The 24,301-nt window shown below is 62.5% G+C and carries 27 protein-coding genes; 18 read left to right on the top strand and 9 right to left on the bottom strand.

Translation table 11 applies throughout. From position 1 onward, the window contains the following. The first annotated feature begins 19 nt into the window (after window positions 1-19). From CHB99_RS01975 to CHB99_RS01950, 6 genes are all read left to right on the top strand, one after another. The gene (locus tag CHB99_RS01975) at window positions 20-601 is read left to right on the top strand and encodes an Rnf-Nqr domain containing protein (protein WP_042122766.1); all 582 of its coding nucleotides are present in this window, start codon (window positions 20-22) and stop codon (window positions 599-601) included. Between the two features lie 42 nt (window positions 602-643). Then, window positions 644-1,624: an RnfABCDGE type electron transport complex subunit D gene (locus tag CHB99_RS01970; protein WP_042122765.1), complete on the top strand. Its 981-nt coding sequence runs from the start codon at window positions 644-646 to the stop codon at window positions 1,622-1,624. Further along, complete coding sequence (locus CHB99_RS01965) at window positions 1,621-2,232, top strand: RnfABCDGE type electron transport complex subunit G (RefSeq protein ID WP_042122764.1); 612 nt, start codon at window positions 1,621-1,623, stop codon at window positions 2,230-2,232. Before CHB99_RS01970 ends, CHB99_RS01965 begins: the two co-directional genes overlap by 4 nt. Beyond that, complete coding sequence (locus CHB99_RS01960) at window positions 2,225-2,791, top strand: Rnf-Nqr domain containing protein (protein WP_042122763.1); 567 nt, start codon at window positions 2,225-2,227, stop codon at window positions 2,789-2,791. The genes CHB99_RS01965 and CHB99_RS01960 overlap by 8 nt, the downstream gene beginning before the upstream one ends. Further along, complete coding sequence (gene nth / locus CHB99_RS01955; RefSeq protein ID WP_042122762.1) at window positions 2,788-3,426, top strand: endonuclease III; 639 nt, start codon at window positions 2,788-2,790, stop codon at window positions 3,424-3,426. Before CHB99_RS01960 ends, nth begins: the two co-directional genes overlap by 4 nt. Before the next feature lie 104 nt (window positions 3,427-3,530). Beyond that, a complete protein-coding gene (locus tag CHB99_RS01950) occupies window positions 3,531-3,710 on the top strand; it encodes a PA3496 family putative envelope integrity protein (protein WP_042122761.1) in 180 nt (59 codons plus the stop codon). Between the two features lie 65 nt (window positions 3,711-3,775). Here the strand turns inward: CHB99_RS01950 and CHB99_RS01945 are convergent, their stop codons facing one another. Further along, complete coding sequence (locus CHB99_RS01945; RefSeq protein ID WP_042122760.1) at window positions 3,776-4,402, bottom strand: response regulator transcription factor; 627 nt, start codon at window positions 4,400-4,402, stop codon at window positions 3,776-3,778. 472 nt (window positions 4,403-4,874) lie between these two features. Between CHB99_RS01945 and CHB99_RS01940 the strand changes: the two genes are divergently transcribed. After that, window positions 4,875-5,375: a hypothetical protein gene (locus tag CHB99_RS01940; RefSeq protein ID WP_084702612.1), complete on the top strand. Its 501-nt coding sequence runs from the start codon at window positions 4,875-4,877 to the stop codon at window positions 5,373-5,375. A gap of 45 nt (window positions 5,376-5,420) precedes the next feature. On the opposite strand, the gene CHB99_RS01935 is transcribed toward CHB99_RS01940, so the two are convergent. Next, window positions 5,421-6,638 (bottom strand): argininosuccinate synthase, encoded by a 1,218-nt coding sequence (locus tag CHB99_RS01935; RefSeq protein WP_042122758.1) that lies wholly within the window; start codon window positions 6,636-6,638, stop codon window positions 5,421-5,423. Window positions 6,639-6,766: 128 nt separating this feature from the next. Next, on the bottom strand, window positions 6,767-7,741 hold the full coding sequence (locus CHB99_RS01930; protein WP_042122757.1) for a flagellar protein MotY: 975 nt from the start codon (window positions 7,739-7,741) through the stop codon (window positions 6,767-6,769). Between the two features lie 132 nt (window positions 7,742-7,873). Here CHB99_RS01930 and pyrC point away from each other — a divergent pair, with 132 nt between their 5' ends. Beyond that, window positions 7,874-8,920, top strand: coding sequence for a dihydroorotase (pyrC, locus tag CHB99_RS01925; RefSeq protein ID WP_042122756.1), 1,047 nt, complete (start codon window positions 7,874-7,876; stop codon window positions 8,918-8,920). After that, window positions 8,917-9,591, top strand: coding sequence for a ribonuclease T (gene rnt / locus CHB99_RS01920; RefSeq protein WP_042122755.1), 675 nt, complete (start codon window positions 8,917-8,919; stop codon window positions 9,589-9,591). The genes pyrC and rnt overlap by 4 nt, the downstream gene beginning before the upstream one ends. 60 nt (window positions 9,592-9,651) lie before the next feature. On the opposite strand, the gene CHB99_RS01915 is transcribed toward rnt, so the two are convergent. After that, a complete protein-coding gene (locus CHB99_RS01915; RefSeq protein ID WP_042122754.1) occupies window positions 9,652-10,254 on the bottom strand; it encodes a peroxiredoxin in 603 nt (200 codons plus the stop codon). A gap of 229 nt (window positions 10,255-10,483) precedes the next feature. On the opposite strand from CHB99_RS01915, the gene CHB99_RS01910 reads away from it, so the two are divergent. Next, the gene (locus CHB99_RS01910) at window positions 10,484-10,705 is read left to right on the top strand and encodes a bacterioferritin-associated ferredoxin (RefSeq protein ID WP_042122752.1); all 222 of its coding nucleotides are present in this window, start codon (window positions 10,484-10,486) and stop codon (window positions 10,703-10,705) included. A gap of 208 nt (window positions 10,706-10,913) precedes the next feature. Next, window positions 10,914-11,390, top strand: a complete 477-nt coding sequence (gene bfr, locus CHB99_RS01905) for a bacterioferritin (RefSeq protein ID WP_042122749.1) — start codon at window positions 10,914-10,916, stop codon at window positions 11,388-11,390. Window positions 11,391-11,510: 120 nt separating this feature from the next. Here the strand turns inward: bfr and grxD are convergent, their stop codons facing one another. Both grxD and CHB99_RS01895 read right to left on the bottom strand, forming a co-directional pair. After that, window positions 11,511-11,840: a Grx4 family monothiol glutaredoxin gene (gene grxD / locus CHB99_RS01900; RefSeq protein WP_042122747.1), complete on the bottom strand. Its 330-nt coding sequence runs from the start codon at window positions 11,838-11,840 to the stop codon at window positions 11,511-11,513. Between the two features lie 92 nt (window positions 11,841-11,932). Continuing rightward, window positions 11,933-14,041 (bottom strand): molybdopterin oxidoreductase family protein, encoded by a 2,109-nt coding sequence (locus CHB99_RS01895; RefSeq protein WP_042122745.1) that lies wholly within the window; start codon window positions 14,039-14,041, stop codon window positions 11,933-11,935. 445 nt (window positions 14,042-14,486) lie between these two features. Here CHB99_RS01895 and argF point away from each other — a divergent pair, with 445 nt between their 5' ends. After that, window positions 14,487-15,407, top strand: a complete 921-nt coding sequence (argF, locus tag CHB99_RS01890) for an ornithine carbamoyltransferase (protein WP_042122744.1) — start codon at window positions 14,487-14,489, stop codon at window positions 15,405-15,407. Beyond that, the gene (locus CHB99_RS01885) at window positions 15,404-16,513 is read left to right on the top strand and encodes an ABC transporter ATP-binding protein (protein ID WP_042122742.1); all 1,110 of its coding nucleotides are present in this window, start codon (window positions 15,404-15,406) and stop codon (window positions 16,511-16,513) included. The genes argF and CHB99_RS01885 overlap by 4 nt, the downstream gene beginning before the upstream one ends. A 65-nt stretch (window positions 16,514-16,578) precedes the next feature. On the opposite strand, the gene CHB99_RS01880 is transcribed toward CHB99_RS01885, so the two are convergent. The 3 genes from CHB99_RS01880 to ybaK all read right to left on the bottom strand — a co-directional run bounded on the left by CHB99_RS01880 (window position 16,579) and on the right by ybaK (window position 17,644). Beyond that, on the bottom strand, window positions 16,579-16,863 hold the full coding sequence (locus CHB99_RS01880; RefSeq protein ID WP_042122740.1) for a type II toxin-antitoxin system RelE/ParE family toxin: 285 nt from the start codon (window positions 16,861-16,863) through the stop codon (window positions 16,579-16,581). Continuing rightward, entirely contained in the window at window positions 16,853-17,095 is a 243-nt protein-coding gene (locus CHB99_RS01875) for a CopG family ribbon-helix-helix protein (RefSeq protein ID WP_042122738.1), read from the bottom strand. Before CHB99_RS01875 ends, CHB99_RS01880 begins: the two co-directional genes overlap by 11 nt. Window positions 17,096-17,173: 78 nt before the next feature. Next, window positions 17,174-17,644, bottom strand: coding sequence for a Cys-tRNA(Pro) deacylase (ybaK, locus tag CHB99_RS01870; RefSeq protein ID WP_042122736.1), 471 nt, complete (start codon window positions 17,642-17,644; stop codon window positions 17,174-17,176). 305 nt (window positions 17,645-17,949) lie between these two features. Here ybaK and CHB99_RS01865 point away from each other — a divergent pair, with 305 nt between their 5' ends. The 5 genes from CHB99_RS01865 (at window position 17,950) to CHB99_RS01845 (ending at window position 24,228) form a co-directional block, all read left to right on the top strand. Continuing rightward, the gene (locus CHB99_RS01865; RefSeq protein WP_042122734.1) at window positions 17,950-18,801 is read left to right on the top strand and encodes an MIP/aquaporin family protein; all 852 of its coding nucleotides are present in this window, start codon (window positions 17,950-17,952) and stop codon (window positions 18,799-18,801) included. A gap of 57 nt (window positions 18,802-18,858) precedes the next feature. Further along, window positions 18,859-20,358: a glycerol kinase GlpK gene (glpK, locus tag CHB99_RS01860; protein WP_042122732.1), complete on the top strand. Its 1,500-nt coding sequence runs from the start codon at window positions 18,859-18,861 to the stop codon at window positions 20,356-20,358. A gap of 139 nt (window positions 20,359-20,497) precedes the next feature. Continuing rightward, window positions 20,498-21,253: a DNA-binding transcriptional repressor GlpR gene (glpR, locus tag CHB99_RS01855; RefSeq protein ID WP_042122731.1), complete on the top strand. Its 756-nt coding sequence runs from the start codon at window positions 20,498-20,500 to the stop codon at window positions 21,251-21,253. Between the two features lie 185 nt (window positions 21,254-21,438). Then, window positions 21,439-22,959, top strand: a complete 1,521-nt coding sequence (gene glpD / locus CHB99_RS01850; RefSeq protein ID WP_042122728.1) for a glycerol-3-phosphate dehydrogenase — start codon at window positions 21,439-21,441, stop codon at window positions 22,957-22,959. Window positions 22,960-23,307: 348 nt separating this feature from the next. Next, a complete protein-coding gene (locus CHB99_RS01845; RefSeq protein ID WP_042122726.1) occupies window positions 23,308-24,228 on the top strand; it encodes a glutamate/aspartate ABC transporter substrate-binding protein in 921 nt (306 codons plus the stop codon). Window positions 24,229-24,301 lie beyond the last annotated feature (73 nt).

The following is a 24,301-nucleotide window of genomic DNA, read 5'->3' as shown; positions in this document are numbered from 1 at the left end:
CCTTGCCGCTGGCACCGTCATGACCGAACTGATCCTCGCGCTGATCGGCGCAGCCCTGATCAACAACATCGTCCTGCAGCACACGTTGGCGCTCGATCCGTTGTTGCGCGAGGACGCCGCGCCGACCCGGCCCCGGGTCCACGCGCTGGGGCTGGCCACGCTGGTGGCGATGCTGCTGGTCAGCACGCTCGGGCAACTGCTCTACCAGTACGGCCTGCGCCCGCTGCAACTCGACTACCTGCGTCTGTTCGTCTTCCTGCCCCTGGGCGTGCTGAGCGCCGCGCCGATTCTCGCGGGGCTGCGCCGCGCCCTGAAACACTGGCGCTTCGACGGCCTCCAGCCGCTGCTCAGTGGCAATGCCGCGCTGCTGGGGCTATGCCTGCAGTTGAGTGACGAAGACCGCGGTGTGCTCCATGCGCTACTGGTCGGACTCGGCAGCGGCCTGGGTTTCTGGCTGGTGCTGGCACTGTTCGATGATCTGCGCCAGCGCAGCCAGCATGACGATGTCCCCCTGGCCTTCCGCGGCCTGCCCATCGAGCTGATGAGTGCCGGGATCATGGCCATGGCTTTTCTCGGGTTCAACGGATTGTTCACATCATGAATCTGATTCAACGCATCGACGCCCTGCAACCGGTCGACGGCCATGTCCGCGGTTGATACCGACGTTCGCCTGCGCAGCGCCATGCAACTGGTGTTGCTGGCCTGTCTGCCCGGTTTTCTGGCGCTGTTCTGGATTTACGGCTGGGGCGTTCTGTTCAATCTGCTGCTCACCGCCACCGGCGCGCTGTTGACCGAAGCCGCGCTGCTGCGACTGCGCCAGCGCCCGGTACGGCCAGCACTGAATGACGGCAGCGCACTGGTCAGTGCGGCCCTGCTGGCCATCGCCCTGCCCGCCCAAACGCCGTGGTGGTTGCCCCTGATCGCCGCCAGCAGCGCCATCGCCCTTGGCAAGCAGCTGTACGGCGGAGTCGGGCGCAACCCGTTCAACCCGGCGATGCTCGGCTATGCCGTGGTGCTGCTGTCCTTCCCCTTGCAGATGACCCACTGGCCAGCGCCACAAGCGCCGGATCTCGGTCACAGCCTCGATGCCCTGTTCGGCCTCGGCGAGCGACCCGACGCCTGGGCCCAGGCCACCGTGCTCGACGGTCTGCGGCAGAACCGCAGCCTGACCATCGATGAACTGTTCGCCAGTCACCCCGGCTTCGGCCATTTCGCCGGGCGCGGTAGCGAATGGGCCAGTCTCGCCTTTCTCGCGGGCGGCCTGTTCCTCCTGCAACGCAAGGTGATCAGTTGGCACGCACCGCTGGCGATGCTGGGCAGCCTGTTCCTCATCAGCCTGTTCTGCTGGAACGGATCGGGCTCCGACTCCAACGGTTCGCCGCTCCTGCACCTGCTGGCCGGCTCGACCCTGCTCGGCGCCTTCTTCATCGTCACCGAGCCGGTCAGCGGCGCGAAAACCCCAGGGGGCCGCCTGCTGTTCGGCGCTGGCGTCGGCGTGCTGGTCTACCTGCTCCGCACCTGGGGCAACTATCCCGACGGCATGGCCTTCGCCGTGCTGCTGATGAACCTCTGCGTGCCGGCGCTGGATCGCTGGGGCGAACGTCGGCAAACGGAGGCGACATGAAGCATCGTGGACTGTTGCTGGTGCTGCTCCTCGCCGTGTTGGCGGTGAGTGTCAGCGTTGCCTGGCAGCGCTATTGCGCGCCGCGGATCAGCGCGGCAGAGCAGCGCTTGCAGGCCCGCACCTGGCTCAGCGTGCTACCCGAAGGCAGCTACGACAACCAGCCACTGCAACAGCCACTGACCCTGCCCGATCCCCAATTGCCGCACAGCCGCCTGCAGGCCGGCTATCTCGCCACACTGCGGGACCGCCCCAGTGCGGTGGTGCTGCATAGCCGTTTCCAGGGTTACGGGGGCCCGATCGACCTGCTGGTCGCCATCGACCGCGAAGGCCGCCTGCTCGCCAGCCGGGTGTTGCAGCAACAGGAGACCCCAGGCCTGGGCGCGCGTCTGGCGGAGCCGGGCAATTCCTGGCTGCTGGCCTTCAACGGCCGCAGCCAGGGCAATACCCCGGAAGGCGCCTGGGCGCTGAAGCGCGACAACGGCCAGTTCGATCAACTGGCCGGAGCCAGCGTGACCTCGCGGGCGGTGATCCAGGCGATCCAGGACGCCCTGCGCTACTTCGACGAGCATGCGCGGCTGTGGCTGACGGAGGCTGGCAGCCATGAATAGATCCTGGCTCGCCGCCCTGAGCCTGGCGCCGCTGCTGGGCGCAAGCCAGACGCTGGTCCAGGGCGCCAGCATGACGTTGCTCAGCGTACTGGCGATCGGCATCCATCGCGGCCTGATGACTCCGCTGCGCGGCCGCCTGGATCCGACCTGCAACGGGCTCGCCAATATTCTGCTGGCCGCCCTGGTGGTCACCTGCCAGACCCTGGCCCTGCAAGCCTGGGCCCTTGAGTTGCGCCAGGCGCTGGGCATCTACCCGGAACTCATCGCCGTGAGCTGCCTGCTGTTCGAACAAAGCCTCGGCAACGCCGCGCAGTGGCGACGCGTGGCCATCCTGCTGGGTGGCTACAGCGCGCTGTTCCTGCTGCTGGGGAGCAGCCGCGAACTGCTGGCCAGCGGCACACTGCACCTCTCATTTACCGGCGGGCCGGCCAGCACCGGCCTGCGTCTCGCCAGCCTCGCTCCGGGCGCCCTGCTGCTGCTCGGCCTGCTGCTGGCCCTGATCAATCGAGCCTGTCGCAACAGGCCACCCAAGACCGTGAAGGAAACCGCTGATCAATGAACGCCGCCAAACGCCTGGAGATTTTCCGCCGGCTGCATGAAGACAATCCCGAACCCAAAACCGAACTGGCCTACAGCTCACCCTTCGAGTTGCTGATCGCCGTGATCCTCTCGGCACAAGCCACCGACGTCGGGGTCAACAAGGCCACCGCGAAACTGTTCCCGGTGGCCAACACCCCGGCGGCCATCCATGCCCTGGGCGTGGAAGGCCTGTCCGAGTACATCAAGACCATCGGCCTGTACAACAGCAAGGCGAAGAACGTCATCGAGACCTGCCGCATCCTCGTCGAGCAGCACGATAGTCAGGTCCCGGAAACCCGCGAGGCGCTGGAAGCCCTCCCCGGGGTAGGACGCAAGACCGCCAACGTCGTCCTCAACACAGCCTTCCGGCAATTGACCATGGCGGTGGATACACACATTTTCCGCGTCAGCAACCGCACCGGAATCGCCCCCGGGAAGAATGTCGTCGACGTGGAAAAGGCATTGTTGAAGTTCGTGCCCAAGGCCTATCTGCTGGACGCCCACCACTGGCTGATCCTGCACGGACGCTATGTTTGCCAGGCCCGCAAGCCACGCTGTGGAAGTTGTCGGATCGAGGACTTGTGCGAATACAAGCAGAAGACCTCCGACGATTGACGAAATAGGGAAATCCTGCCCCATTGATTGAAAAAATCTTTTTTACCCGTGTCTGGAATATCGTTATAAGGGGCGCCAATGGCCCTCTTGGAACGGAGTGACACATGAGCACTGATAAAGAAGACCTTGATATTGATGATGAATCCGCAGCGCCTGAAGAGTTTGCTTCCGATACTCCCGTAGAAGCGGCGAAAACCAACCTGAGCAAGCGTCGTACCATCGACAATCTGCTGGAAGAGCGCCGTTTGCAAAAGCAACTGGCTGATTACGACTTCGATCTTTGAAACGTCATGGGCCTGAAAAAACAAAAGCCTCCATTACGGGAGGCTTTTTGCGTTTTGTGCCGACATCAGACCAGACCGTTGCGTTGCGCCAGTTCGATCAGGTCGACCAGTGAGCGGGCATTGAGTTTGAGCAACAGGCGCGTCTTGTAGGTACTTACCGTCTTGTTGCTGAGAAACATGCCATCGGCGATCTCCTTGTTGGATTTACCGCGGGCCAGTTGCTGCAACACCATCATCTCCCTTCCGGACAAGCGTCCGACCATATCCGCCTCGCTGGATCCGCCCAGGTTCGAACGCACCGAATGCAACGCCTGGTTGGGGAAGTAACTGTAGCCGGACAGCACCGCCTTGATCGCACTGAGCAGTTCGGTGAGGTCCTGCTGCTTGCACACGTAGCCTGCCGCACCCGCCTGCATGCAGCGCATGGAGAAATGCCCCGGCGCCTGCGAGGTAAGCACCAGGACCTTGATGACGATGCCGTTGGCCGTCAGCCGGCCAATGACTTCCAGACCATCGAGCTTGGGAATCCCGATATCCAGAATGACGATATCCGGCAGATGCTCCCGCGCCAGCTGCAGCGCATCCACACCGTTGTCCGTTTCCCCAATCACTTCATAACCATGCCGGTCCATCAGCATGCGTACGGCCAAGCGAATGACCGGATGGTCATCGACGATCAGCACTTTATTCATGGGCAAGATCCATTATTAACTATTCGACTTATTAGAGGCCCGCAACAATAGCCCAGTCAGTCCGTGCAATGCATGATGTCTGTGGTGAACACTTGCACGCAAAGACAAGTACTACATAAATAAGGGAATGCTCTTACAGAATATTCCTACAGGCTGTTTTGTTTGACCGTTCTCGCGCGCCTTGAGCGAAGCAACCAAGGCATCAAAGGATGCTAGCCATGCACATCAAAAATATCGCTACGAATAACGACTGACTACTTGAAGGAAATTTCCCTAATAAGCACGAAACAAGTCCGATCCACCTGGCACCTGTCGCCTGCGATCCCAAGGCGCCCCCCGAAAAACTTCCTCGGCAAGAGCCATCACCCGGTGATGAGCCCGCGCATTGTGCGCCAGACTCCCGGCAAAGCCCCCGGACCGCAAGGCCCAGTTAGCCTCGAGCAGACGCGCGACAGCGCAGAGAACACCGCCCATGAGCAGCTCAGAACCGAAGAGCCCACTGACCATCATCGCCATCTTCGCCGGAATCATCGAAGCGTCGGCGCTGGCGTCGCTGCCGTTTCTGGATGAAAGCAGCCAGAGTATCTACACCTGGTTCCTGGTTGGCTTTCCGCCGTTTCTGACATTGCTGTTTTTTCTTACCCTGAACTTCAACACCAAAAGTCTTTATGGCCCGGAGGATCAAGCAGCGGAAAACACGACAACGGAAACAACGGCAACTTCATTCCCGCCAGCGAATACACGCAACCTGGAAAGTTCTCCGACACTTGCACTTCCGTTTTCACACGCAACAACACTGGCCACGGTGACGCTATCCGGCCCCGGTTCACAAGCGCTTCTGGAAGTTATCGCGCGACATGCCCTACAGAACACCACGACGGGAACACTGACGCTGCACAATCTGGAAACGGGGAAACGCATCAGCATCGTCGCCGAGACGCCACAAAATCATTCCCCGCCGATCCGCGAATAAAAAAACCCGGCATCGATGCCGGGTTTTTTCAGTGACGCCGCCGAATCAGAGCGGCGAACGGCCCTTGCTCGCGGCAATGCGCATGCGCAGGGCGTTGAGCTTGATGAAGCCCGCGGCGTCGGCCTGGTTGTAGGCGCCGCCATCTTCCTCGAAGGTCGCGATGTTGGCGTCGAACAGCGAATCGTCGGACTTGCGGCCAGTGACGATGACGTTGCCCTTGTACAGCTTCAGGCGTACCACGCCATTCACGTTGACCTGGGAAGCGTCGATCATCTGTTGCAGCATCAGACGCTCAGGGCTCCACCAGTAGCCGGTGTAGATCAGGCTGGCGTACTTCGGCATCAGCTCATCCTTCAGGTGAGCGACTTCGCGGTCCAGGGTGATCGACTCGATGGCGCGGTGGGCCTTGAGCATGATGGTGCCGCCAGGGGTCTCGTAGCAGCCACGGGACTTCATGCCGACGTAACGGTTCTCGACGATGTCCAGACGGCCGATGCCGTTGGCGCCGCCAATGCGGTTCAGCTCGGCGAGGACGGTGGCCGGGCTCATCTCGACGCCGTCGATGGCGACGATGTCACCGTTGCGGTAGGTCAGTTCCAGGTAGGTTGCCTGGTCCGGGGCGTTTTCCGGGGAAACGCTCCAGCGCCACATGTCTTCCTCGTGCTCGGTCCAGGTATCTTCCAGGACACCGCCCTCGTAGGAGATGTGCAGCAGGTTGGCGTCCATCGAGTACGGCGACTTCTTCTTGCCGTGACGCTCGATCGGGATGCCGTGCTTCTCGGCGTAATCCATCAGCTTCTCGCGGGACAGCAGGTCCCACTCGCGCCATGGCGCGATGACCTTGACGCCCGGCTTCAGCGCATAGGCGCCCAGCTCGAAGCGGACCTGGTCGTTGCCCTTGCCGGTGGCGCCGTGGGAAATGGCATCGGCGCCGGTTTCGTTGGCGATTTCGATAAGACGCTTGGCGATCAGCGGACGGGCGATGGAAGTACCCAGCAGGTACTCGCCTTCGTAGACGGTGTTGGCGCGGAACATCGGGAACACGAAGTCTCGCACGAACTCTTCGCGCAGGTCATCGATGTAGATCTCTTTGACGCCCATGGCCTGAGCTTTGGCGCGGGCCGGCTCGACCTCTTCGCCCTGCCCCAGATCGGCGGTGAAAGTCACCACTTCACAGTTGTAGGTATCCTGCAGCCACTTGAGAATCACCGAAGTATCAAGGCCGCCGGAATACGCCAGTACGACCTTTTTTACGTCCGCCATGCCATCACTCCACGGGGTTGTACGGAAAACCGTAGAGTCTACCGATCCCGCCGATGAATTTACAGTGGGGCGACAGCTTGTGACGACAAAGCGACAGGAACTGTCGTGAGCGCGACGGACAGTCGCACTCAGGATTTGATCGCGGGTTTGCCCGGCTGGGCCTGGGCCGCGGGACTCGCCGGAGCGCCAGACGGCGGCGGTGTCGGTGCCGCGGGCTCAGCCGGTTTTTCCGCGGCGGGCTTCTCCACGGGAGTGACACGGTCCAGCTGGATGTTCACCCGGCGGTTGCGCGCGCGGTTGGCCGAGGAGTTGTTGGCCGCCAGCGGATAACGCTCGCCGTGAAAACGCACGACGATGTTCTCCTCCGGCACGCCATGCGCCTTGAGGTAATCCTGCACCGCCAGGGCACGGCGCCGAGAAAGGTCGCGGTTGGTCAGACGGTTGCCGCTGTTGTCGGAGTGACCGTCCAGCTCGATGTGATTGACCGTGGGATCGGCCTTGAGGAAATCGAGCAGCACGTCCAGCCGCGCGCGGGCGTCGGCATCCAGGTCGATGCCGTTGCCCGGGAAACCGACACGGGTCTGGCGGATCTGGTCGAAGTTCATCGGCAGCAGCTTGACCGAACACGCCTGGTAATCGGCATAGGCCTTGTTGAACTTCACCGGCAGCAGGCGCACTTCCATGCTCTGTCCGGCCTCGCCGGCATAGTTGCGCACCACTGTGCTGCGACCATCGAGCAGGCCGTTGATCAGGCGACTGGCCTGGCCCTGGGAGCTGTTGAACAGCACACCGGTGCGGGCCATGCGGATCGAACCGAGGTTGATGTCGCCGCGCCCCGGCTGCCACGGCGCGGCGGCGGCCAGCAGGGTCGCCGAGCCGGCACCGAGCACGTTGTTGCTCGAGCGCAGGCGGAAGGTCGCCTGCTCGCCGGCGCGCCGCACGAACTCACCGCTGCCGAAGTCGGCAATGGGCTGGATCAGTCGGCACTCGAACTGATCGCCTTCGACCTTCCACTCGATGTTTTCCACGCGCGTCTGAAACGTGAGCGCGGCGGCCGGAAGGCTGGCGAACAGGCTGAGCAGGGCTAGATAACGCTGGCGCACGGGGCGGCTCCACAAAATTCTCTCGACTTACCTGCAGGCTATCGGACGGCATCGGCAAAACTTGATAGCGAGTGCTCGGAACAGGCTTTTCCGGTAGCATTCGCCCAGAGTTCGAACCGCCTGGAAAGCCCAATGTCCGATCGCCTGACCCTTCTGCGTCCCGATGACTGGCACATCCATCTTCGCGATGGAGCCGTCCTGCCTCATACCGTCGGCGACGTGGCGCGCACCTTCGCCCGCGCCATCATCATGCCCAACCTGGTGCCGCCGGTACGCAATGCCGCCGAAGCCGGCGCCTATCGCCAGCGCATCCTCGATGCCCGGCCGGCCGGCAGCCGTTTCGAGCCGCTGATGGTGCTGTACCTCACCGACCGCACCCAGCCGGAAGACATCCGCGCGGCCAAGGCCAGTGGCTTCGTCTACGCCGCCAAGCTGTACCCGGCCGGCGCCACCACCAACTCGGATTCCGGCGTCACCAGCATCGACAAGATCTTCCCGGCCCTCGAAGCCATGGCCGAAGTCGGCATGCTCCTGCTGGTCCACGGTGAAGTGACGCGCAGCGAGATCGACGTGTTCGACCGCGAGAAGCTGTTCATCGACGAACACCTGCGTCGCGTGGTGGAACGCTTCCCGACCCTGAAAGTGGTGTTCGAACACATCACCACCGCCGATGCCGCGCAATTCGTCAAGGAAGCCCCGGCCAACGTCGGCGCGACCATCACCGCCCAGCACCTGCTGTACAACCGCAACCACATGCTGGTCGGCGGCATTCGCCCGCACTTCTACTGCCTGCCGATCCTCAAGCGCAACACCCACCAGGTCGCCCTGCTCGACGCCGCCACCAGCGGCAACAGCAAGTTCTTCCTCGGCACCGACTCGGCCCCGCATGCCCGTCACGCCAAGGAAGCCGCCTGTGGCTGCGCCGGCTGCTACACCGCCTTCGCGGCGATCGAGCTGTACGCCGAGGCCTTCGAGCAGCGCAATGCGCTGGACAAGCTGGAAGGTTTCGCCAGCCTGCACGGCCCGGCCTTCTATGGCCTGCCGGCGAACACCGACACCATCACCCTGGTCCGCGAAAGCTGGACCGCCCCCGACAGCCTGCCGTTCGGCGAGCAGACCGTCGTTCCGCTGCGCGCCGGTGAGCAGATGCGCTGGCGCCTGCTGGAGGACAACGCGTGAGTGACGATCAGTTCGACGACGACCAGGAAGGTCTGGGCGGCGGTGGTTCGCGCCACCCGATGGCGGAGCGGTTTCGCGGCTACCTGCCGGTTGTGGTGGATGTCGAGACCGGCGGTTTCAACTGCGCCACCGATGCGCTGCTGGAAATCGCCGCGGTCACCATCGGCATGGACGAAAAGGGCTTCCTGTTCCCGGAACACACCTATTTCTTCCGTGTAGAGCCGTTCGAAGGCGCCAACATCGAACAGGCGGCCCTGGAGTTCACCGGGATCAAGCTCGATCACCCGCTGCGCATGGCGGTGAGCGAGGAAGCGGCGCTGACCGACATCTTCCGCGGTGTACGCAAGGCCCTGAAGGCCAACGGCTGCAAGCGGGCGATCCTGGTCGGCCACAACAGCAGCTTCGACCTCGGCTTCCTCAACGCCGCGGTGGCGCGCAACGACATGAAGCGCAACCCGTTCCACCCGTTCTCCAGCTTCGACACCGCGACCCTGGCGGGCCTGGCCTATGGTCAGACCGTACTGGCGCGGGCCTGCCAGAGCGCCGACATCGACTTCGACGGACGCGAGGCGCACTCCGCCCGCTACGACACGGAGAAGACCGCCGAGCTGTTCTGCGGCATCGTCAACCGCTGGAAGGAAATGGGCGGCTGGCACGACTTCAACGATTGAAGGCGTTATCCCGCGCATAAAAAAACCGGCCATCGAGGCCGGTTTTTTTATGCCTGGCGATTACAGATTGCCAGCGTTCTCGCTCAGGTAAGCGGCAACGCCTTCCGGCGAAGCGGTCATGCCCTTGTCGCCTTTTTTCCAGTTGGCAGGGCAGACTTCGCCGTGCTCTTCGTGGAATTGCAGGGCGTCGACCAGACGCAGCAGCTCGTCCATGTTGCGGCCCAGCGGCAGGTCGTTGACGATCTGCGAACGTACGACACCGTTGGTGTCGATCAGGAAGGCGCCACGGAAGGCCACGCCACCTTCGGACTCGACGTCATAGGCCTTGCAGATCTCGTGGGAGATGTCGGCGGCCAGGGTGTATTTGACCGGGCCGATACCGCCGTTGTTGACCGGGGTGTTGCGCCAGGCGTTGTGGGTGAAGTGCGAGTCGATCGAAACGCCGATGACTTCGACGTTGCGCGCCTGGAACTCAGGGATGCGGTGGTCCAGGGCGATCAGCTCGGACGGGCAGACGAAGGTGAAGTCCAGTGGGTAGAAGAACACCAGGCCGTACTTGCCCTTGATAGCCGAAGCCAGGTTGAAGCTGTCGACGATTTCGCCATTGCCCAGTACAGCGGCGACGGTGAAGTCCGGGGCTTTTTTGCCAACGAGCACGCTCATTCGATATCTCCTGATGGTGTTGAATTTGACTACGCAGGCGTGAGAATCCGCCTGACATGGGTTGAGCATCATACACGGCCCCGGGCGGGACGCCGAGTCATGGCGATTCGACTCTTTTTCCTACCGGCGGTCGCTCTATTTCGCAGCTTGAAGAAAGTGCTTTGACAAGCATTCTCATTACCATTAGGCTTCTCTTCATTCGAGCCTAACGCCCTGATGGTTTTCTTCTATGTATGTGTGTCTTTGTGTTGGTGTAACCGACGGACAGATCCGCGATGCGATCTATGAAGGATGCTGTAGCTACAAGGAAGTCCGCGCCGCCACCAATGTGGCCAGCCAGTGTGGCAAATGTGCGTGCGTTGCCAAACAGGTAGTACGCGAAACCCTCGCCGAGATCCAGATCAGCCAGGCCGCAGCCCTGCCCTATCCTGTGGAATTCACCGCGGCCTGAAAAATAATTTTCCCGCATTCCTGAAGAACCGGACCCAGTGTCCGGTTTTTTTATGCCCAGAATTCAAACAGTTAGGTATCGAACGCGGACTAAAAACATTCTTATTCCGATTAATTTTTATTTATTATTCAATAACTTAGGTTTGACAGCGAAAGTTGTCAGGCTCAAACTTCCGCTCATTGACACTCTGACAGGGCGGGACCCCACCATGAAAGGCGACGTAAGCGTCATCCAGCATCTCAACAAGATCCTCGGAAACGAGCTGGTCGCGATCAACCAATACTTCCTGCATGCCCGCATGTATGAAGACTGGGGTCTGGATAAGCTCGGCAAGCACGAATACAAAGAATCCATCGACGAGATGAAGCACGCTGACAAACTGATCAAGCGGATTCTGTTTCTCGAGGGCATCCCCAACGTCCAGGACCTGGGCAAACTGCTGATCGGCGAACACACCCGGGAAATGCTCGAGTGCGACCTGAAGATCGAGCAGAAAGGCCTGATCGACCTGAAAGCCGCCATCGCCCACTGCGAAACCGTCGGCGACTTCGGCAGCCGTGAAATGCTGGAAGACATCCTCGAATCCGAAGAAGAACACATCGACTGGCTGGAAACCCAACTGGGCCTGATCGACAAGGTTGGCCTGGAAAACTACCTGCAATCGCAGATGGGCGACGGCGAATAAGCCACACTGTCCAGCACACGAAAACGCCGCGCCTCTACCCGAAGCGCGGCGTTTTTGCATTTCAGCCCGACAGAATCGAAAAAGCCCCGCATCGCGGGGCTCTTCGACAACAACAGGCAATCAGGCTTCGGCAGCTTTGGCCGCGGCGTCCTTGATCAGGGTCTGCAGCTCACCGTTCTGGAACATCTCGGTCATGATGTCGCTGCCGCCAACCAGTTCACCCGCGACCCACAGTTGCGGGAAGGTTGGCCAGTTGGCGTATTTCGGCAGGTTGGCGCGGATTTCCGGGTTCTGCAGGATGTCGACGTAAGCGAACTTCTCGCCACAACCCATCACGCACTGCGCTGCCTTGGCCGAGAAGCCGCACTGCGGGGCATTCGGCGAACCTTTCATGTAAAGCAGAATGGTGTTGTTGGCGATCTGCTCTTTGATTGTTTCAATGATATCCATGAAGCACCTCGGCTGAACTTTCCGACCTGGTTTGTCGGCACGGTGGCGCATTGTATCGGAAAGCCGAGCACGGCGCTCGGCATTGCCGACATTCATGCGGCAACCACTTCCACCGGCACGCCATTGAGCACCGCGTTGCCGGACAGGGCATCGATCAGTCGGTCATCGGTCAGGTCGTTGGCGCTGGCGCCGGACTGAGCGCGGGCGATATCCAGCAACACGCCAGGGCGGGCATGACCAAAACCATGGGGCAGGCTGACCACGCCGGGCATCATGTCGGTGCTGGCCTGCACCTCCACCTCGACGCTGCCGACCCGAGAGGTCACCCGCACCCGTTGGCCATCCTGCAACTGGCGTCCGGCCAGGTCCTCGGGATGCATCAGCAACTGATGACGCGGCTTGCCTTTGACCAGTCGATGAAAGTTGTGCATCCAGGAATTGTTGCTGCGCACATGCCGACGGCCGATCAGCAGCAGTTGCGCGGCACTCGGCGGCTGTTGCGCGGCAAAACGCTGCAGATCGGCGAGCAGCGCCGCCGGGGCCGCCTCGATGGCATGGCTCTCGGTCTTCAGGCGCGTCGCCAGATTCGGCCGCAGGGGCCCCAGATCGATGCCGTGGGGATGCTGGTCGAGGGTCTGCAGCGACAGGTTGAACGGCGAACCCTCGCCATAGCGGCCAGCACGCAGGCCCAGATCGATCATCTGCGCTGGCGCGAGGGTCGGCTTGAGCGGTTTCCCGGCGACCCGCGCAAAGGCTTCGGCCAGGCCGACGAAGATCTCCCAATCATGCAGCGCCCCCTGCGGTTTGGGCAGGATGGCGCGGTTGAAACGGCTGACGTTGCGCACCGCGAACAGGTTGAAGGTGGTGTCGTAGTGATCGTTCTCCAGGGCTGAAGTCGACGGCAGGATCAGATCGGCGTAGCGCGTGGTCTCGTTGATGTACAGATCGACGCTGAGCATGAATTCCAGGCCATCCAGCGCCTGCTCCAACTGCCGCCCGTTGGGCGTCGACAGCACCGGGTTGCCGGCCACGGTAACCAGGGCGCGGACCTGGCCTTCGCCCTCGGTGAGCATCTCCTCGGCCAAGGCCGCCACCGGCAATTCACCGCCATACTCCGGCAACCCGGAAACACGGCTCTGCCAGACATTGAAATGCCCGCCGCTGGTCATCGCCACCAGATCCACCGCCGGCTCCGTGCACAGCGCCCCGCCGACCCGGTCGAGATTGCCGCTGACCAGGTTGATCAGTTGCACCAGCCACTGGCAGAGCGTGCCGAAGGCCTGGGTGGAAACGCCCATTCGCCCATAGCACACGGCCTTGTCGGCGGCGGCGAAGTCCCGCGCCAACTGGCGGATCAGTCCGGCCTCGATGCCGCAGAGCAGGCTCATGACTTCCGCCGTGAACGGCCGCAAGGCCGCGCGGACCTCATCCAGGCCGCTGACCGGCAGGTGCGTGGCGCGGCTCAGGCCTTCCTCGAACAGCGTATTGAGCACCCCGCACAGCAGCGCCGCGTCGCCCCCCGGACGGACGAACAGATGCTGGTCGGCCATCGCCGCGGTTTCGCTGCGCCGCGGATCGACCACCACCAGCTTGCCGCCGCGGGCCTGCAGGGCCTTGAGGCGCTTCTCCACGTCCGGCACGGTCATGATGCTGCCGTTGGAGGCCAATGGATTGCCTCCCAGGATCAGCATGAAATCGGTGTGGTCGATGTCCGGGATCGGCAGCAGCAGGCCGTGGCCGTACATCAGATAGCTGCTCAGGTGATGGGGCAACTGGTCGACGGACGTGGCCGAGAAACGATTGCGGGTTTTCAGCAGGCCGAGAAAGTAATTGCTGTGGGTCATCAACCCATAGTTGTGCACGCTGGGATTGCCCTGATAGACCGCCACGGCGTTCTGGCCGTGCCGCTGCTGGATGTCGTGCAGTTTGCGCGCGGCCAGTTCGAAGGCCTCGTCCCAGGAAATCGGCAGCCACTGCTCGCCGGCCCGCATGACCGGGCCGCGCAGGCGATTGGGGTCGTTCTGGATGTCTTGCAGCGCCACCGCCTTGGGACAGATGTGGCCGCGACTAAAACTGTCCTGCGGATCGCCCTTGATCGAGGCGATGCGCGGCACGGCGCCGTCGTCGGCTTCCAGTTCGAAGGTCAGGCCGCAAATGGCCTCGCACAGGTGACAGGCTCGGTGGTGCACGGTCTTGGTCATGGCCGCCTCTTGTTCTGCGATCGGGGGGGAGTGCCGTTCCCGACTATGGCCGCGACTCTGGCACGCCGCCAGCGATGTTCGTCGCGTGAATTCCACGGCATCAGTTCGGACGATGGTTCCAATCGAGCCACAAAGCGCCGCCCGTCGATTGCAAAGCCCTTCGCGGGCGGTGTACAAAGGTCGCTTGCTCTGCGAAAAAAGCAGACCAATGGCATGCCGCGCGCTCCGTAGGCGCGGGCTTCGCCAGCGAAAGGTCGCAAAGCGACCTCCACTGCGCCACTCGCGTCACGGCGCAACCCCACTTGGTAAGACGCGACATTTAATTATAGTATTGCGCCTTCCCCTATTTCGTCGCCCCGTGCGGCTTACGCCGCAGGTCTCATCCGTGTTTCCGAAAAACCGGTTGTTGCTGATCTGCGGTCTGTTGCAAAAAAGGTAGTCAATGATGAGCGCTAGGCACTTTCTCTCCCTGATGGATTTCACCGCCGAAGAACTGGTCAGTGTGATCCGCCGAGGGATCGAGCTGAAAGACCTGCGTAACCGCGGCGTACTCTTCGAACCCCTGAAGAATCGCGTGCTGGGCATGATCTTCGAGAAATCCTCGACCCGCACCCGGCTGTCCTTCGAAGCCGGCATGATCCAGCTCGGCGGCCAGGCGATCTTCCTCTCCCCGCGCGACACCCAGCTGGGACGTGGCGAACCGATCGGCGACTGCGCCATCGTCATGTCGCGCATGCTCGATGCGGTGATGATCCGTACCTTTGCCCACAGCATCCTGACCGAATTCGCCGCCAACTCCCGCGTTCCGGTGATCAATGGCCTGTCCGACGACCTGCACCCGTGCCAACTGCTGGCCGACATGCAGACCTTCCTCGAACACCGCGGCTCGATCCAGGGCAAGACCGTGGCCTGGATCGGTGACGGCAACAACATGTGCAACAGCTATATAGAGGCGGCCATCCAGTTCGACTTCCAGCTGCGCATCGCCTGCCCCGAAGGTTACGAGCCCAACGCGAAGTTCGTCGCCCAGGCCGGTGACCGCGTGCGGATCGTCCGCGATCCCAAAGAAGCGGTACGCGACGCCCACCTGGTCAGCACCGATGTCTGGACCTCCATGGGTCAGGAAGAAGAAACCGCGCGGCGCCTGGAGCGCTTCGCGCCGTACCAGGTCACCCGCGAACTGCTCGACCTGGCCGCCCCCGATGCCCTGTTCATGCATTGCCTGCCCGCCCACCGTGGCGAGGAAATCAGCATGGATCTGCTCGACGACCCACGTTCGGTCGCCTGGGACCAGGCGGAAAACCGCCTGCATGCACAGAAGGCGCTTCTCGAATTCCTTGTCGAACCGGCCTACCACCACGCATGAGTCAACCTCTACTGCTCAACCTGCGCGACCTCGCCTGCGGCTACGGCGAGGCGCGCATCGTCCAGAACCTCAACCTGCACCTCAACGCCGGAGACATCGGCTGCCTGCTGGGCTCCTCCGGGTGCGGCAAGACCACCACCCTGCGCGCCATCGCCGGCTTCGAGCCGGTGCATGGCGGCGAGATCCAGCTGGCGGGCGAAGTCATCTCCAAAGCCGGGTTCACCCTGGCCCCGGAAAAACGCCGGATCGGCATGGTCTTCCAGGACTACGCGCTGTTCCCCCATCTGAGCGTGGCGGAAAACGTCGCCTTCGGCCTCGGCAAGCACCCGCGCCGGCATGACGTGGTCAAGGACATGCTGGAGCTGGTCAAGCTCGACGGCCTTGGCGCGCGCTACCCGCACGAACTGTCCGGCGGCCAGCAGCAGCGTGTGGCCCTGGCCCGTGCCCTGGCACCCGAGCCGCAATTGCTGCTGCTCGACGAACCCTTCTCCAACCTCGACGTGGAACTGCGCCGGCGTCTCAGCCATGAGGTTCGCGACATCCTCAAGAGCCGCGGCACCAGCGCGATCCTGGTCACGCACGACCAGGAAGAAGCCTTCGCCGTCAGCGACCATGTCGGCGTGTTCAAGGAAGGCCGCCTGGAGCAATGGGACACGCCCTACAACCTCTATCACGAACCGGCCACGCCGTTCGTGGCCAGCTTCATCGGCCAGGGTTACTTCATTCGCGGTCAGTTGCTCAGCCCGGAAACGGTGCAGACCGAACTCGGCGAGCTGCGTGGCAACCGCGCCTACACCTTGCCGGTGGGCGGCGCCGTGGATGTCCTGCTGCGTCCCGACGATATCGTGCATGCCCCCGACAGCGCCCTCACCGCGCGGGTCAGCGGCAAGAGCTTCCAGGGCGCCTCGACCCTGTACCGCCTGCAACTGGCCACGGGCACCCAGCTCGAAGCGATCTTCCCCAGCCATCTGGACTACCAGATCGGCCAGGACGTCGGCATCACCGTAGCGGCGGATCACCTGGTGCTGTTCGCCGCCTCGGGCAGCGTCGAAGCCAGGCTGCCCGCCGCAGACAACGGCGTTCGCCGCCACAGCGTGGCGCACTGAACGAAAAAGGCCGTCACAATCGTGACGGCCTTCTTTACTGATAAAACAAGCCGGACCTCGCCCTCCTACCAACTGGAGCGTGGCCGCTGCCGAGTATGAAACACACCCAGTATCTGAAGCCGATCCCCTCGAATGCGATAGGGAATCAGATACGACCAATTGGGCACAGCCCATTCACGTGTGTGTCTGACCCGGCCTTCACGTCCCATAGCGGGAAATTGAGCCAGATTGTCCACACTGGCGAAGATGGCATCAACAAAGTCATCAGCTGCTTTCGGGTTCTCAAGGGCGATGTAACTGGCTTCTTCCTGCAGGTTGTCGAGTGCCTTCTCAAGCCACTCAATCCGCATTCCTGCTCCAGCGCCGCGCACGCATGGCCGCTACCTGTTCATTCGTAGCGAATTTCCCTTCATCAGCCTCCCTCACTGCAACTTCGATTTGGGCAATGAGGCTTTTCTCGTGCTCGATATAATCACGAAGGACGTCCTCGGCCAGATAGCTCACGCTTTGACCATTGGCCTTGGCCAGGTCGGCGAGCAAATTCGACAAGTCTTCTGGCAGAGTCAGGGATATTCCGCTCATGGCAGCCTCGATAGTGAAGTCTGCCGGAAAGCTTACACCCTTGACGGTTTCCTGGAATCAGCAAGTCGTCGCGGGATGCTACTCCCGCCCGATATCAGCGAACTTGCCCTGAGTGTGCTCAGCCAGCACCGCTGCCGCCAACTCCACCTCCAGTCCGCGACGGCCGGCACTCACGTGGATGGTAGGAAAACCTTCCGCAGACTGATCGATAAAAGTCCTCAGACGTTTCTTCTGACCTAGTGGGCTAATTCCGCCAACCAGATAGCCAGTCGAACGCTGGGCGGCAGCCGGATCGGCCATTTCGCACTTCTTCACCCCCGCCGCCTGGGCCAGCGCCTTCAGGTCCAGCGTCCCCACCACCGGTACCACCGCCACCAGCAACTCGCCCTTTTCCGTGGCCGCGAGCAGGGTCTTGAACACCTGCTGGGGGTTCAGGTTGAGCTTTTCCGCGGCTTCCAGGCCATAGGACGCGGCTTTCGGGTCATGTTCATAACTGTGAATACGATGTTCGGCGCGAACCTTCTTCAACAGATCCAGGGCAGGGGTCATGCGGTGGGGGCTCCAACAACTGAGTTCGGTTTCCGTTCGCTGGCTACTGTAGGACAAAACCTAGTCCGCAACCATTGTCTTGTAGGACAAGGTGAGACAGAGCGTGGGCCATCAGTCAGTTTGTGAATCACGGTTCGCTTTCGACCTTTGACATAAGCGTTTCTTGTCTATATTTTTTCGAATCTGAATATGGCGATGCCCTTATAAAGTGCATCAACACCGTCCGCCTGGCCGAAATGGGGATTTCTGCCGGGTTTCCGTCGAGCGCTCAGTGCGCCTCACAACAACAAGAACCGAGGTATCGAATGACGACTGCTCTACAACAACCGACGTTGTCCAGCCAATGCATGGCCGAATTCTTCGGCACCGCGCTCCTGATCTTCTTCGGCACCGGTTGCGTCGCCGCGCTCAAGGTCGCGGGTGCCAGCTTCGGCCTGTGGGAAATCAGCATCATCTGGGGTGTCGGTGTCAGCATGGCGATCTACCTGACCGCGGGAATTTCCGGCGCGCACCTGAACCCGGCCGTGAGCATCGCCCTGTGCCTGTTCGCCGGATTCGAAAAAGGCAAACTGCCCTTCTACATCCTCGCCCAGATCGCCGGGGCCTTCTGCGGCGCGGCGCTCGTCTACGCGCTGTACAGCAGCCTGTTCTTCGATTACGAACAGACCCACGCCATGGTCCGCGGCAGCCAGGCCAGCCTGGAACTGGCCTCGGTGTTCTCCACCTACCCGCATGCGGCGCTGTCCACCGGCCAGGCCTTCCTCGTCGAAGTGATCATCACCGCCATCCTCATGGCCGTGATCATGGCCCTGACCGACGACAACAACGGCCTGCCCCGCGGCCCTCTCGCACCGCTGCTGATCGGCCTGCTGATCGCGGTGATCGGCAGCGCCATGGGGCCGCTGACCGGCTTCGCGATGAATCCGGCACGGGATTTCGGGCCCAAGCTGATGACCTTCCTCGCCGGCTGGGGCGAAGTGGCCTTTACCGGTGGTCGCGATATTCCCTACTTCCTCGTTCCGGTTTTCGCGCCGATCATGGGAGCCAGCGTGGGTGCCGCCCTGTACCGTGGCGTGTTCGCCCGCAGCCTGCCCAATGCCGCCGCGACCGCCGCGCAGACCGACGACAGCGCTCAGGGCAAGACCCAAACCTCCTGATTCGTGCGCGAATCACCGAGCCCTGACTTCAACCTATTTCACTGCAAGGCCAACGACATGACAGACCTTCAGAACAAGAACTACATCATCGCCCTCGACCAGGGCACGACCAGTTCGCGGGCCATCATCTTCGACCGCGACGCAAACGTTGTCGGCACCTCCCAGCGCGAGTTCGCCCAGCACTATCCGCAAGCCGGCTGGGTCGAGCACGACCCGATGGAGATCTTCGCCACGCAGAGCGCGACCATGGTCGAGGCCCTGGCCCAGGCGGGTATCAGCCACGACCAGGTGGCCGCCATCGGCATCACCAACCAGCGCGAAACCACCGTGGTCTGGGACAAGGAAACCGGGCGCCCGGTGTACAACGCCATCGTCTGGCAGTGCCGCCGCAGCACCGAGATCTGCGAGCAGCTCAAGCGCGACGGCCTGCAGGACTACATCCGCGAAACCACCGGTCTGGTCACCGACCCGTACTTCTCCGGGACCAAGCTCAAGTGGATCCTCGACAACGTCGACGGCGTGCGTGAGCGCGCCGAGCGCGGCGAACTGCTGTTCGGCACCATCGACACCTGGCTGATCTGGAAATTCTCCGGCGGCAAGGTGCATGTCACCGACTACACCAACGCCTCGCGGACCATGCTGTTCAACATTCATACCCTGCAGTGGGATGAAAAGCTGCTCGACGTACTGGGCATCCCCAAGCAGATGCTGCCGCCGGTGCGCCCGTCCTCGGAAATCTACGGCCACACCAAGAGCAACATCGCCATCGCCGGCATCGCCGGCGACCAGCAGGCCGCGCTGTTCGGCCAGATGTGCGTGGAACCGGGCCAGGCCAAGAACACCTACGGCACCGGCTGCTTCCTGCTGATGAACACCGGCGACAAGGCCGTGCAGTCGTCCCACGGCCTGCTCACCACCATCGCCTGCGGTCCGCGCGGCGAAGTGGCCTACGCGCTGGAAGGCGCGGTATTCAACGGCGGCTCCACCGTGCAGTGGCTGCGCGACGAACTGAAGATCGTCAACGACGCCCATGACACCGAGTACTTCGCCAGCAAGGTCAAGGACAGCAACGGCGTCTACCTGGTGCCGGCCTTCACCGGCCTCGGCGCGCCGTACTGGGACCCGTATGCCCGTGGCGCGCTGTTCGGCCTGACCCGCGGGGTCAAGGTCGACCACATCATCCGGGCCGCGCTGGAGTCCATCGCCTACCAGACCCGCGACGTCCTCGATGCCATGCAGCAGGACTGCGGCCAGCGCCTGAGCGCCCTGCGCGTGGACGGCGGTGCGGTGGCCAACAACTTCCTCATGCAGTTCCAGGCGGACATCCTCGGCACCTGTGTCGAACGTCCGCAGATGCGTGAAACCACCGCGCTCGGCGCCGCCTATCTGGCGGGCCTGGCCTGCGGTTTCTGGAGCGGCCTGGACGAACTGCGCGGCAAAGCGCTGATCGAGCGCGAATTCACGCCGCAACTGGATGAAGCGGCGAAAGAGAAGCTCTACAGCGGCTGGCTCAAGGCCGTGGATCGCACTCGCGACTGGGAGCCGCACGAGGAGTAACGTTTCAGCGGCCAGGCGCGGCCCTCCCCGTCCGGGGACGGCTGCGCCAAACGCCATGCCGGTGCCGCCCTCGGACTGGTCCCCCGCGCCTTCCTCCGGCATCATTGCAGGCATTTTTCGGCCGCCCCATAGGACGCCCATGAATCTGCCTCCCCGCCAACAACAAATTCTCGAACTGGTCCGTGAGCGTGGCTACGTCAGTATCGAGGAAATGGCGCAGTTGTTCGTCGTCACTCCGCAAACCATCCGTCGCGATATCAACCAGCTGGCGGAAGTCAATCTGCTGCGCCGTTATCACGGTGGCGCGGCCTACGATTCCAGTATCGAAAACACCGCCTACGCCATGCGTGCCGACCAGATGCGCGACGAGAAGCAGCGCATCGCCGACGCCGTGGCGCGGCAGATCCCCGACCACGCCTCGCTGTTCATCAATATCGGTACCACCACCGAATCCATCGCCCGCGCCCTGCTCAACCACAACCACCTGAAGATCATCACCAACAACCTGCACGTGGCCTCGATCCTCAGTGCCAAGGACGACTTCGAAGTCCTCCTGGCCGGCGGCAACGTGCGCCGCGACGGCGGCGTGGTGGGCCAGGCCAGTGTCGACTTCATCAACCAGTTCAAGGTGGATTTCGCCCTGGTCGGTATCAGCGGCATCGACGAGGACGGCAGTCTGCTGGACTTCGATTACCAGGAAGTGCGCGTGTCCCAGGCGATCATCGCCAACGCGCGCCAGGTGATCCTCGCCGCCGACTCCAGCAAGTTCGGGCGCAATGCCATGGTGCGCCTGGGCTCGATCAGCCTGATCGACTGCCTGGTGACCGACCAGGCGCCGGTCAGCGCCCTGACCCAACTGCTCAACCAGCACAAGATTCGCCTCGAAGTGGTCTGATCCCAGCGCCGCCGCCAGCGCAAGGCTGGCGGCGTGAATGTTCGTAATTTTTCATTTGTTTGTAACCTGATCAGTATTTTCTATGAAAAGTCACTGGTCGTGGCCTTTTCGTTCAGCTAACATTTTCGAATACGAACATTAATGTTCATAAAAGATATCAGAACGACTTTTCGAGAGGCCGCGCCGTGTCCCAATCCAGCTCTCCCATCCTTGCCGAGGTCTATGACGTCGCCGTCATCGGTGGCGGCATCAATGGTGTCGGCATCGCCGCCGATGCTGCCGGACGCGGCCTGTCGGTGTTCCTCTGCGAAAAGGACGACCTCGCCAGCCATACCTCCTCGGCGAGCAGCAAGTTGATCCACGGCGGCCTGCGCTATCTCGAACACTACGAATTCCGCCTGGTCCGTGAAGCCCTGGCCGAGCGTGAAGTCCTGCTGGCCAAGGCGCCGCACATCGTCAAGCCGATGCGTTTCGTTTTGCCGCACCGCCCGCACCTGCGGCCGGCCTGGATGATCCGCGCCGGCCTGTTCCTCTATGACCACCTGGGCAAGCGCAAGAAGCTCGGTGCGTCGCGCAGCCTGCGCTTCGGCCCGGGCAACCCGCTGAAACCCGCGATCAGCCGCGGTTTCGAATACGCCGACTGCGCAGTGGACGACGCCCGCCTGGTGGTGCTCAACGCCATGGCCGCGCGCGAACGCGGCGCGCATATCCTGACCCGCACCCGCTGCGTCAGCGCCCGTCGCAGCGGTGACCTGTGGCAGGTGCGGATCGAGCGTGCCGACGGCAGCCAGCAGACCCTCCAGGCCCGTTCCCTGGTCAACGCCGCCGGTCCGTGGGTCGCGCGGTTCATCGAGGACGACCTCAAGCTCGACGCCCCCTACGGCATCCGCCTGATCCAGGGCAGCCACCTGATCGTGCCGAAGCTGTACGACGGCGAGCATGCCTACATCCTGCAGAACGAAGACCAGCGCATCGTCTTCGCCATTCCGTACCTGGAGCGCTTCACCCTGATCGGCACCACCGACCGCGAATACAGCGGCGACCCGGCCCGGGTAGCGATCACCGAGACCGAGACCGACTACCTGCTGAACGTGGTCAACCAGCACTTCAACCATCAACTGAGCCGTGCCGACATCCTCCACACCTACTCCGGTGTGCGCCCGTTGTGCAACGACGAGTCGGACAACCCGTCGGCGGTGACCCGCGACTACACCCTGGCGCTGTCCTCCGAAGCTGGCCAGGCGCCGCTGCTGTCGGTGTTCGGCGGCAAGCTGACGACCTACCGCAAGCTGGCCGAGTCGGCGATGGGTGAACTGGCGCCCTGGTTCACCCAGATGAGCGGCAGCTGGACCGCCAGCGCACCGCTGCCGGGTGGCGAAGGCATGAGCACGGCGCAGGCCCTGTGCGACGAGATCCTCGCCCGTCATGGCTGGCTGCCGAGTGCACTGGCCAAGCGCTGGGCGCTGACCTACGGCAGCCGCACCTGGCGCCTGCTGGACGGCGTGCAGGGGCCGGAGGATCTGGGCGAGGCCATTGGCGGCGGGCTGTTCAGCCGGGAAGTGGATTACCTTTGCCGCGAAGAGTGGGCGCTGTCGGCGGACGACATCCTGTGGCGGCGGACCAAGCTGGGGCTGTTCCTCAGCGCGGCGGAGCAGCAGGGGTTGCGCGATTATCTGCAGCGCCGGGAACTGAGCCACGCGGCCTGATCCAGGCTGCCCATGAATACCGGGACCGCTTTGCGGTCCTTTCGCGGTGGTGCGGCATTCCGACAAGCCGCGTTCCTGCAGCGGCTAGCCGCCAGCCTCTTCATTCGGTTTTCCGAACAGCAAGCAACGCCACTATTCGGCCAGCCGACCGAACGCTCCTGAAATTATCCCGTCAAAAAACCCTGCTACCCCTTTAGCACGGGCCTTGCTGATCGAAATCACGGCCTGGCACGACTCATGCTCTACACTCAAAACCCGGATGCGCCAGCGCTTGAACGCGCCGGTCGCTGAACGAACGGCCGATCAACGGCCTCATAAAAAAAACAAACACACCTCGAGGAAAATTCGATGCGTATCGTTCGTCATCTGTTGGGCGCCGCCATCACGGCAGCCGTGATCGCTTCCCCGGCCATGGCCGAAGAACTGACCGGCACCCTGAAGAAGATCAAGGACCAGGGCACCATCACCCTGGGTCACCGCGACTCTTCCATCCCGTTCTCCTACCTGGCCGGCAAGCCCGAGCCGATCGGCTACTCCCACGACATCCAGCTGGCCATCGTCGAGCACCTGAAGAAGGAGCTCAACGCACCGGACCTGAAGACCCGCTACAACCTGGTCACCTCGCAGACCCGTATCCCGCTGGTGCAGAACGGCACCGTCGACGTCGAGTGCGGCTCCACCACCAACAACGTCGAGCGCCAGCAGCAGGTCGCCTTCTCGGTCGGCATCTTCGAAGTCGGTACCCGCCTGCTGACCAAGGTCAAGGACGGCCAGCCGGCCTTCAAGGACTTCGAAGACCTGAAAGGCAAGAACGTGGTGACCACCGCCGGTACCACCTCCGAGCGCCTGCTCAAGGCGATGAACGCCGACAAGCAGATGGGCATGAACGTGATCTCGGCCAAGGACCACGGCGAAGCCTTCAACATGCTGGAAAGCAATCGCGCCGTCGCCTTCATGATGGACGACGCCCTCCTCGCCGGCGAAATGGCCAAGGCCAAGAAGCCGTCCGACTGGGTCATCACCGGTACCCCGCAGTCCTACGAGATCTACGGCTGCATGGTGCGCAAGAACGATCCGGCGTTCAAGAAAGCCGTGGATGACGCCATCGTCGCCCTGTACAAGTCCGGCGAGATCAACAAGATCTACGACAAGTGGTTCCAGCAGCCGGTCCCGCCAAAAGGCCTGAACCTGCAGTTCCCGATGAGCGACGAACTGAAGAAGCTGATCGCCGAGCCGACCGACAAAGCCGCGGACGAAAAGAAGTCCTGAACCCCATCTAGTTAGTGTCTAACCTTTCATCCGAGGGCGCTCGCGCCCCCGGATGCTCGAAGGTGCCCGTGAA

Source organism: Pseudomonas japonica, from assembly GCF_900188455.1.
GTDB classification, from domain to species: domain Bacteria; phylum Pseudomonadota; class Gammaproteobacteria; order Pseudomonadales; family Pseudomonadaceae; genus Aquipseudomonas; species Aquipseudomonas japonica.
The sequence above is the reverse complement of the archived record's forward strand: the minus strand, read 5'-3'. Positions and strand labels throughout refer to the sequence as shown.